11 protein-coding genes are annotated in these 12626 nt (G+C 38.7%); 9 read left to right on the top strand and 2 right to left on the bottom strand.

The genetic code is table 11. The annotated features are described in order from the left end of the window. Positions 1-75 precede the first annotated feature (75 nt). Together WAX78_RS10990 and WAX78_RS10995 are read left to right on the top strand one after the other, a co-directional pair. Positions 76-834 (top strand): MerR family transcriptional regulator, encoded by a 759-nt coding sequence (locus WAX78_RS10990; RefSeq protein ID WP_336482304.1) that lies wholly within the window; start codon positions 76-78, stop codon positions 832-834. Then, a complete protein-coding gene (locus WAX78_RS10995) occupies positions 834-1448 on the top strand; it encodes a hypothetical protein (RefSeq protein ID WP_336482305.1) in 615 nt (204 codons plus the stop codon). The genes WAX78_RS10990 and WAX78_RS10995 overlap by 1 nt, the downstream gene beginning before the upstream one ends. Before the next feature lie 29 nt (positions 1449-1477). Here WAX78_RS10995 and WAX78_RS11000 read toward each other — a convergent pair whose 3' ends face one another. Further along, complete coding sequence (locus WAX78_RS11000) at positions 1478-1885, bottom strand: hypothetical protein (RefSeq protein WP_336482306.1); 408 nt, start codon at positions 1883-1885, stop codon at positions 1478-1480. Between the two features lie 352 nt (positions 1886-2237). Continuing rightward, positions 2238-3647: an amino acid permease gene (locus WAX78_RS11005; RefSeq protein WP_336482307.1), complete on the bottom strand. Its 1410-nt coding sequence runs from the start codon at positions 3645-3647 to the stop codon at positions 2238-2240. Between the two features lie 288 nt (positions 3648-3935). Between WAX78_RS11005 and WAX78_RS11010 the strand changes: the two genes are divergently transcribed. The 7 genes from WAX78_RS11010 (at position 3936) to lgt (ending at position 12541) form a co-directional block, all read left to right on the top strand. Next, on the top strand, positions 3936-4400 hold the full coding sequence (locus WAX78_RS11010) for a DUF4362 domain-containing protein (protein ID WP_336482308.1): 465 nt from the start codon (positions 3936-3938) through the stop codon (positions 4398-4400). A gap of 166 nt (positions 4401-4566) precedes the next feature. Then, positions 4567-6549: an excinuclease ABC subunit UvrB gene (gene uvrB, locus WAX78_RS11015; protein ID WP_336482309.1), complete on the top strand. Its 1983-nt coding sequence runs from the start codon at positions 4567-4569 to the stop codon at positions 6547-6549. Between the two features lie 5 nt (positions 6550-6554). Further along, positions 6555-9425, top strand: coding sequence for an excinuclease ABC subunit UvrA (gene uvrA / locus WAX78_RS11020; RefSeq protein WP_336482310.1), 2871 nt, complete (start codon positions 6555-6557; stop codon positions 9423-9425). A 56-nt stretch (positions 9426-9481) separates the two neighbouring features. Continuing rightward, positions 9482-9814 (top strand): hypothetical protein, encoded by a 333-nt coding sequence (locus WAX78_RS11025; protein ID WP_413789187.1) that lies wholly within the window; start codon positions 9482-9484, stop codon positions 9812-9814. A gap of 367 nt (positions 9815-10181) precedes the next feature. Then, positions 10182-10556 carry a phage holin family protein gene (locus WAX78_RS11030; RefSeq protein WP_336482312.1) on the top strand — a complete coding sequence of 125 codons (375 nt, stop codon included), beginning with the start codon at positions 10182-10184 and terminating at the stop codon, positions 10554-10556. Positions 10557-10726: 170 nt separating this feature from the next. Continuing rightward, on the top strand, positions 10727-11656 hold the full coding sequence (hprK, locus tag WAX78_RS11035; protein WP_336482313.1) for an HPr(Ser) kinase/phosphatase: 930 nt from the start codon (positions 10727-10729) through the stop codon (positions 11654-11656). 72 nt (positions 11657-11728) lie between these two features. Beyond that, positions 11729-12541 (top strand): prolipoprotein diacylglyceryl transferase, encoded by an 813-nt coding sequence (gene lgt, locus WAX78_RS11040; RefSeq protein ID WP_336482519.1) that lies wholly within the window; start codon positions 11729-11731, stop codon positions 12539-12541. Positions 12542-12626: the final 85 nt, after the last annotated feature.

The raw sequence follows: 12626 nt of genomic DNA on the forward strand, positions 1-12626 counted from the left end.
TTTATTTTGAATGGGATGTTAAAAATCTCTTGAAACTAACGTTACGTCACCTTTTATAATGAAAATGAGAGGGTGATGGAAATGATTTCTATTCAGCAACTAACAAAGGAAACTGGTGTTACAGTAAGAACACTTCGGTATTATGATCAGATTGGTTTACTCGAGCCGAGCGGAAAGACGGAAGGGGGACATCGGTTATATAGTGAACGTGATGTACTGAAATTACAGCAAATTTTGTTTTTAAAAGAAATGGGATTCCCGTTAAAAGAAATTACGAATATGTTAGAAACAGAGCATTTAAATTTGAAAAAGGTTTTGCAGAATCAGCTGTTGTTCGTACAAGAAGAACAGAAGAAGTTTTCTCGCATGGAAAAAATGTTGCAAGCTGTTTTATATTCCGCTGAGCTGGAAGGGGCGTTCAATTGGGATATTATGTTTGAGCTTATTCAGCTTTCGCAGCAGTCGCCTCGTATGCGGCAATTATTTCAGCAACAAGTATTTTCACAGGAAGAAGAGCAACTGCTTAAAAATTTACCAAACATGAGTGAGCAAAATGAGGGAGTGCAAGAGTGGATTATTTTGCTAAAGAGAATGCGTCAGCTCATGCAAAAGAAAAAAGCACCCAGCGATGCAGAAGTGCAAGGGATTACTGGCATTATTTTAGAGAAATGCAGGGAGATGGCAAATGGTGATGAAGCGTTTTTAGATAAATTATGGGAAGTACGTAAGTCAAAAGAGCAGTCGAAAAGGATGAATATGTATCCAATTGAAGAAGAACTTCTACAATACATGGATGCGGCTTTTGAAGTGTATATAAAAGGAGAGGAGAAATAATGAATATACTAATTGAGTATCGGTGGGCATTTTTAATTGGCGCTGAAATTGTGTTTTGGACGACCGCAATTAGTTTCTTTTTGCTCCGTTATGGATTTCGTTTGCATAAAGCAAGTTTTATAGTAGGGATTGTATTATTGCTAAATGAATTATTTATTTTAACGTTAGGTGTTGTTGATTATTATGAAACCGGGAAGTTTTCTCAATTTCAAATTATTATCGTAATCATCTTGTTGTATGCTGTTTTTTATGGAAAGAAAGATTTAAGAAAGCTAGATTTACGTATGCAGCGATTCGTTGCAAAGTGGCGGGGAGAAGCATTGCCAATGATGGAAGAACCGATAGAATTAACGGGCTGGGCACATACGAAACAGGAACTCTTACATTGGGCAATTCATCTTATTTTATTTGCTAGTACGCACATTGTATTTTTCTTTCTATATGGATTGGTATCCCTTGAACACATATCGAGCTGGGATGCAGACGTGTTTTTAAATGAAACCGCGAATCGTGTGAGTAAAGTGTGGAGAATCGTTCTCGGTGTAGATACGCTTATTACTCTCTCTTATGTTATTTTTCCAAAAAAGCAAAAGAAAGAGGTGTTGCCGCGCTAGGGTAACATCTCTTTCTTTTTCTGTTCTGTTTATTCCTCACAGCAAAAAAGGATCGTCTTTTGGATAAATACATTCAATCCACCTTGAGCAGGGTTAAGATTTGAGACATTCAAGCTTTTAAAGTTGTCCACATGAAATATTCTTGTGCTTTCTGTAATTATAGCGGTAATAGGATTAAGAGGGCCTTTTGTTATAATGGTTACAGCCAAAGGTAAGGGATCTTCACCTTTTAATGAGGCAGAAGTCAACTGAAGTAATGTTTTATTGGGATTGTTAGTGAAATTTTGGAAAACAGGTTGGTGATTGGTGCCTCCTGGTATGGGAACTAGTACTGGTGAATCTGTTGATCCAATTGTATTATTTACAACAAAAGAGTTATGAGTATTTGAGTTATCTTTTAGACTTTTTTCATCAGATTTGTCGTGATGATCGGGCATGTTGGTGTGAAACCTCTTTTCTTTATTTTTGATACATTGTATTCCATTAGTAGAAAACACGTGTGGACAATGCGTGACGAGCTAGTTGTTAGTTTGAGTTGAAAAATTCTCGTTGAGCCATGTGAGCTTGGTGTATGTCAATATACAAAAAAACTGCTGCCCTTAATGGACAACAGCTTTTTTGTTACCCCGCATTATCGAACAGTAAGACCTCCACTGAAGGAAGTTTCACTCTATCCCGCCCAAACAGCCGGTAAGAAGTAAGGCAAGGAAAAGAGTCAAACCGTCTGTAAGGGCCCGATTGGTTCAACTAACCTTCTGGAAAAAAACGCTCCCAGAAGGAAGTTTCACTCTATGCGACGTCTTCTTTTTGTTCATTTTTTAAAGTGCTATTTTTATATCCGTAGCTGAAATATACAATTAAACCGATAACTAACCAAACGCCAAAGCCAATCCATGTTGTTACTGGAAGCTGTAATGTTAGGTATCCGCAGAACAGAACTGCTAATGCTGGAATCCATGGCACGAACGGTACTTTAAATGCACGCGGCAAGTCTGGTTGTTTTTTGCGTAAGATGATAACACCGATTGATACAACGATGAATGCGAATAATGTACCGATGTTTGTTAATTCTGCTAGCTTGTCTAATGGAACAAAGCCAGCAAAGGTAGCAACCATAGCTGCTGTAATCCAGCTGTTCATAACAGGTGTTTGCGTTTTGGGGCTTACACGAGAAAGTGCTTTTGGCAGTAAGCCATCGCGGCTCATTGCATAAAATAAACGTGTTTGTCCATATAACATAACAAGTAATACTGTTGTAATCCCGGCGATTGCCCCTAAAGAGATAAGGCCGGCAGCCCAATCTTGATGAATATATTGCAGTGCAAATGCAACAGGGTTCTTTACATCTAACTGATTGTAGGGAACGATTCCTGTTAATATCAATGAAACAACGATATATAAAATTGTGCAGATTGTTAAGGAAGCGATAATACCAATTGGCATACTACGCTGTGGATTTTTTACTTCTTCAGCAGCCGTTGATACAGCATCAAATCCAATATAAGCAAAGAATACAGTTGCAGCTCCAGCTGTTACGCCAGAGAAGCCAAATGGCATAAATGGTGTCCAGTTTTCAGGTTTTACATAGAAAGCACCAACACCGATGAATAGAAGAACAACAAATACTTTGATAGCTACCATAATAGCATTAAAACGAGCTGATTTTTTTGCGCCTCTTGTTAATAAAAATGTAATGATGAAAATAATGCAAATTGCTGGTACGTCTACATATGTTCCAGCCGCAGGATTATAAGCGCTTGTTAAAGCGTGCGGTAGTTTAATGCCAAAGCCAGCTAATAATCCTTGGAAATATCCAGACCAACCAGATGCAACGGCTGAAGATGCCAATCCGTATTCTAGAATTAAATCCCATCCTAAAATCCAAGCGATTATTTCTCCAAATGTTGCGTAGCTGTAAGTGTATGCACTACCTGATACTGGTACGGTTGAAGCAAATTCGGAATAACATAGTGCCGCGAATACGCAGGCTAAACCGGATAAAATAAACGATAAAATAAGTGCTGGTCCTGCATGTTCAGCTGCAGCAACGCCTGTAAGAACGAAAATGCCCGTTCCGATAATAGCGCCGACCCCTAACATTGTTAAATCAAATGCCCCTAAATCCTTTTTTAAAGAAGCGCCTTTCTTCTGCGATTGTGCTAACAGTGCGGAAATCGATTTTTTTCGAAATAGATCCATATAGCTCCCTCACCCTCATAGTTGTTATAATATTCTGAACATTAAGTTCGATTTGTCGTATAATGTCGAATCTTTAAACGTATTGTAATATGAAAAATGGGCATTGTAAATATAAAATTTTTAGAAAATTCTACCTATACAAAAAACGAAAAATTTCTTGTCGATATTTGTATAGGTACTTTTGTTGCTCCGCTAAGTTATTTCATTTTGAATGGTAGTATAAAGCGAAACTTCCATCAGTGGACGTGAATAGCAGAATAAAGTGAAAATGGGCTGGAGAGGATCAAGATGAGAAAAGGAATTGTCTTATTGTGTTTTTTATTCTACATGGGCGGTTTGGCAGGTTGTTTATCCTCTGTAAAAACAGTAGAAAATAATCAGAAACATGGTAAAGCGAAAGTTGATAAAAAGAATGATATCGTCATAACAATGGGTGAACAATCTAATTTAGATAAGTTTCAGCAGTTTTTGACTCATGTGAAGAGCGGTAAAGCTGATAAAGTGCGTATTGTAAATTATACAGATGAAGGAGATCCGATTTTTCAAACATTAAATTATGATGGAATCAATATAAATTATCTTTTTGATGATTCTAACGACAAATTTGGAGGAAGGCATAAAGGGGAAAAAGGTGATGTGTGTAAAGGGATTATGAAAGAGAAAAGCGATGAAGGCGTAAGTTATACATTAAGTGAATGTAAAGAAAGTCATGAGTATATCAGTTATTTTTTGCTGAAGGTACCTCATGAATAACTATGGGAAGATGCTTAGTAAATAAGCCTCTTTTTTGTTGTTATATATTGGATTTTTAGAAAGGGTGTCGAATTGTTTATCGAATACTTGTTCGTTTTTTTGGTTTTTTTATGAGCATTCGTGGTAAAATGGGAATACAGATTTTTTACGAGGAGGGCGGATTTATTTGGAACATCAATTTGAGATTGTCTCAGAATATTCCCCGCAAGGTGATCAGCCAAGAGCAATAGAGCAGCTGGTAGCAGGGATTAAAAATGGTAAGAAACATCAAGTGTTGCTTGGAGCGACAGGAACGGGTAAGACATTTACGATTTCAAATGTCATTAAAGAAGTGAAAAAGCCAACACTTGTAATGGCTCATAATAAAACGTTAGCAGGACAGCTGTACAGTGAGTTGAAAGATTTCTTTCCGAACAATGCGGTTGAATATTTTGTTAGTTACTACGACTATTATCAACCGGAAGCGTATGTACCACAAACCGATACGTTTATTGAAAAAGACGCACAAATTAATGATGAGATCGATAAATTGCGTCACTCAGCGACATCGGCTTTATTTGAACGAGATGATGTCATCGTTGTAGCGAGTGTATCTTGTATTTACGGTTTAGGTTCTCCAGAAGAATATAGTGAGCTTGTTGTCTCTTTACGCGTTGGTATGGAGAAGGATCGCAATCAATTGCTTCGTGAACTTGTTGATGTACAGTACAGCCGTAATGATATTGACTTCCAGCGTGGAACGTTTCGCGTGCGTGGGGATGTAGTTGAGATTTTTCCAGCATCCCTTGATGAACATTGTATTCGGATTGAGTTTTTTGGCGATGAGATTGATCGTATCAGGGAAGTGAATGCATTAACAGGTGAAGTATTAGCAGAACGTGAGCATGTGGCAATCTTCCCGGCATCTCACTTCGTTACACGCGAAGAAAAAATGAAAGTTGCCATTGAAAATATTGAAAAAGAATTAGAAGAACGCTTAAAAGAATTAAATGATAACGGTAAATTGCTAGAAGCGCAGCGGATAGAGCAGCGGACACGTTACGATTTAGAAATGATGCGTGAGATGGGCTTTTGTTCAGGGATTGAGAACTATTCCCGTCATTTGACGCTCCGTCCAGCTGGTTCAACACCATATACATTATTAGATTATTTTCCTAAAGATTTTCTTATCGTGATGGATGAATCGCATGTATCAGTGCCGCAAGTAAGAGCGATGTACAACGGAGATAAAGCGCGGAAACAAGTGCTTGTCGATCATGGATTCCGCTTGCCATCAGCGCTAGATAATAGACCGCTTATGTTTGAAGAGTTTGAAGAGAAAACGAATCAAGTTGTGTATGTATCAGCAACGCCAGGACCGTATGAACTAGAACATGCACCGGAAGTTGTGGAGCAAATTATTCGTCCAACTGGGCTTTTAGATCCGAAAATTGATATACGGCCAATTGAAGGGCAAATTGATGATTTGTTAGGAGAAATTCACGATCGGATTGCAAAAAATGAGCGCGTGTTAATTACAACATTAACAAAGAAAATGTCAGAGGATTTAACTGATTATTTGAAGGATGTTGGTATTAAAGTGAATTACTTGCATTCTGAAATTAAAACATTAGAGCGGATTGAGATTATTCGCGATCTTCGTCTAGGGAAGTTTGATGTTCTTATTGGTATTAACTTACTTCGTGAAGGACTCGACATTCCAGAAGTGTCGCTTGTAGCAATATTAGACGCAGATAAAGAAGGATTCCTTCGCTCAGAGCGCTCGCTTATTCAAACGATTGGCCGGGCAGCACGTAATGCAAATGGTCATGTTGTGATGTATGCAGACCGAATTACAAAATCGATGGAAATCGCAATTAATGAAACGAAGCGTCGTCGTCAAATTCAAGAAGCATACAATGAAAAACATGGGATTACGCCAAAAACAATTCAAAAAGGGGTGCGCGATGTTATTCGTGCAACGATGGCTGCGGAAGATACAGAAACGTATGAGACAGCACCATTAACTTCTAAGAAAATGACGAAAAAAGAACGAGAAAATGTCATTGCAAAAATGGAAGCGGAAATGAAAGAAGCTGCAAAAGCGCTTGATTTTGAACGGGCAGCTGAGCTTCGTGATTTATTACTAGAACTAAGAGCAGAAGGGTGAAGGCGATGAGTAAAGATTTTATCGTTGTAAAGGGTGCGAGAGCCCACAATTTAAAAAATATTGATGTCACCATTCCGAGAAATCAACTTGTTGTTGTAACAGGGTTATCTGGTTCAGGGAAATCGTCGTTAGCATTTGATACGATTTATGCGGAAGGACAGCGCCGTTATGTAGAGTCACTATCGGCGTATGCACGTCAATTTTTAGGGCAAATGGATAAACCAGATGTGGATGCAATTGAGGGATTGTCTCCGGCTATTTCAATTGACCAAAAAACGACGAGTCGCAATCCGCGTTCAACAGTCGGAACAGTGACAGAGATTTATGATTATTTACGTTTATTATTTGCGCGTATCGGAACACCAATCTGTCCAAACCACGGCATTGAAATTACATCGCAAACAGTTGAGCAAATGGTAGATCGTATTTTAGAATATCCAGAGCGTACGAAGCTGCAAGTGCTAGCACCGATGGTATCAGGCCGTAAAGGTGCGCATGTAAAGTTGTTAGAAGATATTAAAAAGCAGGGGTACGTCCGCGTTCGCGTTGATGGAGAAATGCTTGATGTATCGGAAGAAATTACGTTAGATAAAAATAAAAAGCATTCGATTGAAGTTGTAATTGACCGTATTGTTGTGAAAGAAGGAATCGCAGGCCGTCTTGCTGATTCATTAGAAACGGCTTTGAAGCTTGGAGAAGGCCGCGTTTTAATTGATGTAATTGGAGAAGAGGAACTGCTGTTTAGCGAGCATCATGCTTGTCCGCATTGCGGATTTTCTATTGGTGAACTTGAGCCGCGCATGTTTTCTTTTAACAGTCCGTTTGGTGCTTGTCCGTCTTGTGACGGTCTTGGTGCAAAACTAGAAGTAGATCTTGAGTTAGTGATTCCAAACTGGGATTTATCATTAAATGATCATGCCATTGCACCTTGGGAACCAACAAGCTCACAATATTATCCACAATTGCTGCAGTCTGTTTGCAACCATTATGGCATTGATATGGATGTACCGGTAAAAGATATTCCGAAGCACTTATTTGAGAAGGTGTTATACGGAAGCGGAGATGAAAAAGTGTATTTCCGTTATGTGAATGACTTTGGTCAAGTGAAGGAAAGCGATATTATTTTTGAAGGCGTGATTCCAAACGTTGAGCGCCGTTATCGGGAAACGAGCTCTGATTATATTCGTGAGCAAATGGAAAAATATATGGCAGAGCAAGCTTGTCCAAAATGTAAAGGCGGTCGTTTAAAACCAGAAAGCCTCGCTGTTTTTGTAAGTGGAAAAACGATTGCGGAAGTAACGAAGTTTTCTGTTCAGGAAGCATATGATTTCTTTACTGATATTGAATTAACAGAAAAGCAACAAAGTATTGCTAATCTCATTTTGCGTGAAATTAAAGAACGTCTTAGTTTCTTAGTTAACGTAGGACTTGATTATTTAACACTTAGCCGTGCAGCTGGAACCTTATCAGGCGGAGAAGCGCAGCGTATTCGCTTAGCAACGCAAATTGGATCGCGGTTAACAGGTGTATTATATATTCTTGATGAACCTTCTATCGGTTTGCATCAACGTGACAATGATCGCTTAATTCAAACACTGCAAAATATGCGTGATTTAGGAAATACGCTTATTGTTGTTGAACACGATGAAGATACGATGATGGCTGCAGACTATTTATTAGATATTGGTCCTGGTGCAGGTATTCACGGCGGGCAAGTCGTTTCAGCAGGTACGCCGCAAGAAGTGATGAATGATGACAATTCCTTAACAGGACAATATTTATCAGGCAAAAAGTTCATTCCCGTTCCGCTGGAGCGCCGCAAAGGTGATGGCCGTAAAATTGAGATCATCGGAGCGAAGGAAAATAACTTAAAAAATGCGAAGATGTCATTTCCGCTTGGCACATTTGTTGCTGTGACGGGTGTATCAGGTTCAGGGAAAAGCACATTAATTAATGAAGTGCTGTATAAAGCGATTGCTCAAAAATTATATAAAACGAAAAGTAAGCCTGGTTCACATAAAGAAATTAAGGGCCTTGATTATTTAGATAAGGTGATCGATATTGATCAATCACCAATCGGGCGTACACCTCGTTCAAATCCAGCGACATATACAGGTGTGTTTGATGATATTCGTGATGTGTTTGCACAAACGAATGAAGCGAAGGTGCGTGGTTATCAAAAAGGACGCTTTAGTTTTAATGTGAAAGGTGGCCGCTGTGAAGCATGCCGCGGCGATGGGATTATTAAAATTGAAATGCATTTCTTACCAGATGTATATGTTCCGTGTGAAGTTTGTCATGGAAAACGTTATAATCGTGAAACATTAGAAGTAAAATATAAAGATAAAAACATTTCTGAAGTGTTAGAGATGACAATTGAAGATGGGGTAGAGTTCTTTGCAAATATCCCGAAAATTAAACGTAAGCTCCAAACGCTTGTGGATGTAGGACTCGATTACATGAAGCTCGGTCAGCCAGCAACGACGTTATCGGGCGGAGAAGCGCAGCGCGTAAAGCTAGCATCCGAGCTGCACCGCCGTTCAACAGGGCGAACGTTGTACATTTTAGATGAACCGACAACCGGTCTTCATGCACATGACATTGCTCGTCTGTTAAAGGTGCTTCAGCGTCTTGTTGATAATGGTGAAACAGTGCTCGTTATTGAACATAATTTAGATGTTATTAAAACAGCAGATTACCTTATTGATCTTGGTCCTGAAGGCGGCGATAAAGGCGGACAAATCGTTGCAACAGGTACGCCGGAGCAAGTTGTGAAAGAAGAGCGTTCTTACACAGGCAAGTATTTAAAAGGTGTTTTAGATCGTGATAAAGCACGCATGAAAGAAAAAATGAAAGAAGTAGAATTAACACAGTAAAATAAACATCTAATAAAGAAGTATTACTTCTTTATTAGATGTTTTCTGCTATATCCATGAAAAAGGGAGTGGATTTTGTGGATTCTACGCAAAGAATTTTAGCTGCATGCTGTTATTTTAGTATTTTTATGGCCCCTTTTTTATTCCCTATTGTTGTGTATTTTGTTGTTCCTCATGATGATGTGAAATTTCATGCAAAGAGAGCCTTTATATCACATTTACTACCGTTCTTTTGTTTATTTATTGCCTTCTTACTTGTATTTGTTATGAACATACGAGAGCAAAGTGGTGCGATTGTCCTCGCTGCTATGTTGTTATTTGGTCTTATGAATCTTGTTATTTTCATATGGAATATTGTGAAAGGTGTACAGGTGCTTGTGAATGAGTAAATGCCGCCGCTACTTTTGGACAATTATATCCTAGCCTCAAGATTTGGAGAAATCGAAGAGCTTTAAGATGAGGGATAATGGCTTGTAGGAGCCCGATTGGTTCAGCTAACCATTCGGAAGAAAAGCATTACCGAATGGAAGTTTCATTGTACCCCGCTCTAACAAGCAGTAAGCAAAGGTGGAAATTCGAGGAGAATAACTGCTTGTAAGAACCCGATTGGTTCCACTAACCATTCGTAGGAAAAGTACCTCCGAATGGAAGTTTCACTGTATCTCTACTTGGTATTTTTTTCTGTTTTGGAGTATTATTGTTGATATATGTAGTTTGGGCCGAAATTGTCCCTAATGAAAAGGAAGTGTAAGGAATATGAGATGGATTCTATCACTTATTGTGAATAGTATTGTGTTAATCGCTGTATCAGGTCTTCTTAAAATATTTGCACCGGGTGCGTTTGAAATAGCGAATATACAAACAGCAATTATTGCAAGCGTCATTTTAGCAGTTTTAAATGTAATTGTGAAACCATTCTTAATTTTAATTACGCTGCCAATTACGATATTAACATTTGGTTTCTTCTTAATTGTCATTAATGCGATTACGTTAGAAATTACAGATTGGGTACTTGGCGATGCGTTTAATTTATCGGGATTTGGGGCAGCGATTATTGCGGCAATCTTTATTTCGATTTTAAATATGTTAATTGATAAAGTGATTGTGGAACCGTTGTCTGAGAAAAAATAAGTGGATAGTATAGGTATCCGACAAAACGTAAAACATTTTGCGCAAAGCGTGGAATGTTTTTTTCTTTTTCAAAAGAAACCGTATTTCTTGTTTTCAGAAAAAAATGGTACAATAGCGGATAGAATGGTAGTACGCTGCCTAGATACATTCCGCAACGTGGAGGTTTACATATGCCAAAAGTTCGAACGAAAGATTTAATTGAACATTTTCATTTAGAACTAGTAAGCGGTGAAGAAGGAATTCATCGTCCGATTGATACAAGTGATTTATCACGTCCTGGAATTGAAATGGCAGGATTTTTCACATATTATCCAGCGGACCGTGTTCAGCTTCTTGGAAAAACAGAGCTTACTTTTTTTGATACGTTAACAGAAGAACAAAAGCAAATGCGTATGCAAGCGCTTTGTACAGAAGAAACACCGTGTATTATCGTAACGCGCGGTCAAGATGTACCTGAGGAATTATTACGAGCATCTCGCCAGAATGGTGTGCCATTATTACGTTCACCGTTAAAAACAACACGTTTATCAAGCCGCTTGACGAATTACTTAGAAAGTAAATTAGCACCAACAACAGCAATTCATGGTGTATTAGTTGATATTTACGGTGTTGGTGTAATGATTACAGGACAAAGTGGTGTCGGGAAAAGTGAAACAGCGCTTGAGCTTGTGAAACGCGGACATCGACTTGTAGCTGATGATAGTGTAGAAATTCGTCAAGAAGATGACGATACACTAGTCGGAAGTTCACCGGAGCTAATTGAACATTTACTTGAAATTCGTGGGCTTGGTATCATTAACGTTATGACGCTATTTGGTGCGGGTGCAGTACGTAATCATAAACGTATTTCAATGGTAATTAATCTTGAGATTTGGGATCAAAAGAAAAACTACGATCGCCTTGGTTTAGATGAAGAGAAAATGAAAATCATTGATACAGATATTACAAAGATTACACTTCCAGTACGACCTGGTCGAAACTTAGCTGTTATTATTGAGGTAGCGGCGATGAATTTCCGTTTAAAACGAATGGGTGTCAATGCAGCGCAGCAATTTTCAGAGCGTCTTATGAGTGCAATTGAATTAGGAGATCAAAATTAATATAAGTGAAACTTCCATTAGTAGAGGGAGCGTTTCTCCTCGACTGATAGAAAGAGAAAGGGAGTGAAGAATATGCTGTTAGGATCTGTACCACAGCTTGATCGTGTGGCGATTCATCTCGGACCGTTTCCAATTTATTGGTACGGTGTGATTATCGGCTCTGGTGTCTTACTTGGTTTATGGCTCGCAACTCGGGAAAGTGATCGCCTTGGTATTCCCAAAGACACATTTATTGATTTAGTATTGATTGCGGTGCCAATTGCAATCCTTTGTGCACGTGCATACTATGTTATTTTCGAATGGGGTTATTATTCACAACATCCAATCGAAATTGTTAGGATTCGTCAAGGCGGCTTAGCCATTCATGGCGGATTAATTGGAGCGGTTCTTACAGGAATTGTATTTGCGAAAAAACGCGGTCTTTCTTTTTGGAAGCTAGCGGATATCGCCGCGCCAAGCATTTTACTTGGACAAGCGATTGGACGCTGGGGAAACTTTATGAACCAAGAAGCACATGGCGGTGAAGTAACGCGTCAATTTCTCGAAAATTTACACTTGCCACAGTTTATTATAAATCAAATGTATATTGATGGCGTATATTACCAGCCGACATTCTTATATGAATCATTATGGAATTTTGCTGGGGTTATTTTACTTTTATTCCTTCGTAAAGTAAATTTACGCCGCGGTGAACTATTCTTTACATATTTAATTTGGTATTCTATCGGGCGCTTCTTTATAGAAGGATTGCGTACGGATAGCTTAATGCTTGGCCCGCTTCGCATTGCACAAGTTATATCAATTGCCATAATTATCGTCTCTATCATTTTCATTGTTGTGAGACGAAAAATGGGGTATGCGGATAAACGATATTCAGAACAATAATGATATAGCTTTGTGATTCAGTGAATGAGTCGGGGCTGAATGGAAAAAGTAGCGTCACATATGCGGCGCTGCTTCTTTTCTTATT

It is taken from the genome of Bacillus yunxiaonensis, from assembly GCF_037104695.1.
GTDB classification, from domain to species: domain Bacteria; phylum Bacillota; class Bacilli; order Bacillales; family Bacillaceae_G; genus Bacillus_A; species Bacillus_A yunxiaonensis.

What these genes read in the sequence shown, in the direction of transcription:
- lgt (WP_336482519.1), top strand. Translation starts at nt 11,729, where the DNA reads ATGCTGTTAGGATCTGTACCACAGCTTGATCGTGTGGCGATTCATCTC.
- WAX78_RS10995 (WP_336482305.1), top strand. Translation starts at nt 834, where the DNA reads ATGAATATACTAATTGAGTATCGGTGGGCATTTTTAATTGGCGCTGAA.
- uvrA (WP_336482310.1), top strand. Translation starts at nt 6,555, where the DNA reads ATGAGTAAAGATTTTATCGTTGTAAAGGGTGCGAGAGCCCACAATTTA.
- WAX78_RS11000 (WP_336482306.1), bottom strand. Translation starts at nt 1,885, where the DNA reads ATGCCCGATCATCACGACAAATCTGATGAAAAAAGTCTAAAAGATAAC.
- WAX78_RS10990 (WP_336482304.1), top strand. Translation starts at nt 76, where the DNA reads ATGGAAATGATTTCTATTCAGCAACTAACAAAGGAAACTGGTGTTACA.
- WAX78_RS11025 (WP_413789187.1), top strand. Translation starts at nt 9,482, where the DNA reads ATGAAAAAGGGAGTGGATTTTGTGGATTCTACGCAAAGAATTTTAGCT.
- hprK (WP_336482313.1), top strand. Translation starts at nt 10,727, where the DNA reads ATGCCAAAAGTTCGAACGAAAGATTTAATTGAACATTTTCATTTAGAA.
- WAX78_RS11030 (WP_336482312.1), top strand. Translation starts at nt 10,182, where the DNA reads ATGAGATGGATTCTATCACTTATTGTGAATAGTATTGTGTTAATCGCT.
- WAX78_RS11005 (WP_336482307.1), bottom strand. Translation starts at nt 3,647, where the DNA reads ATGGATCTATTTCGAAAAAAATCGATTTCCGCACTGTTAGCACAATCG.
- WAX78_RS11010 (WP_336482308.1), top strand. Translation starts at nt 3,936, where the DNA reads ATGAGAAAAGGAATTGTCTTATTGTGTTTTTTATTCTACATGGGCGGT.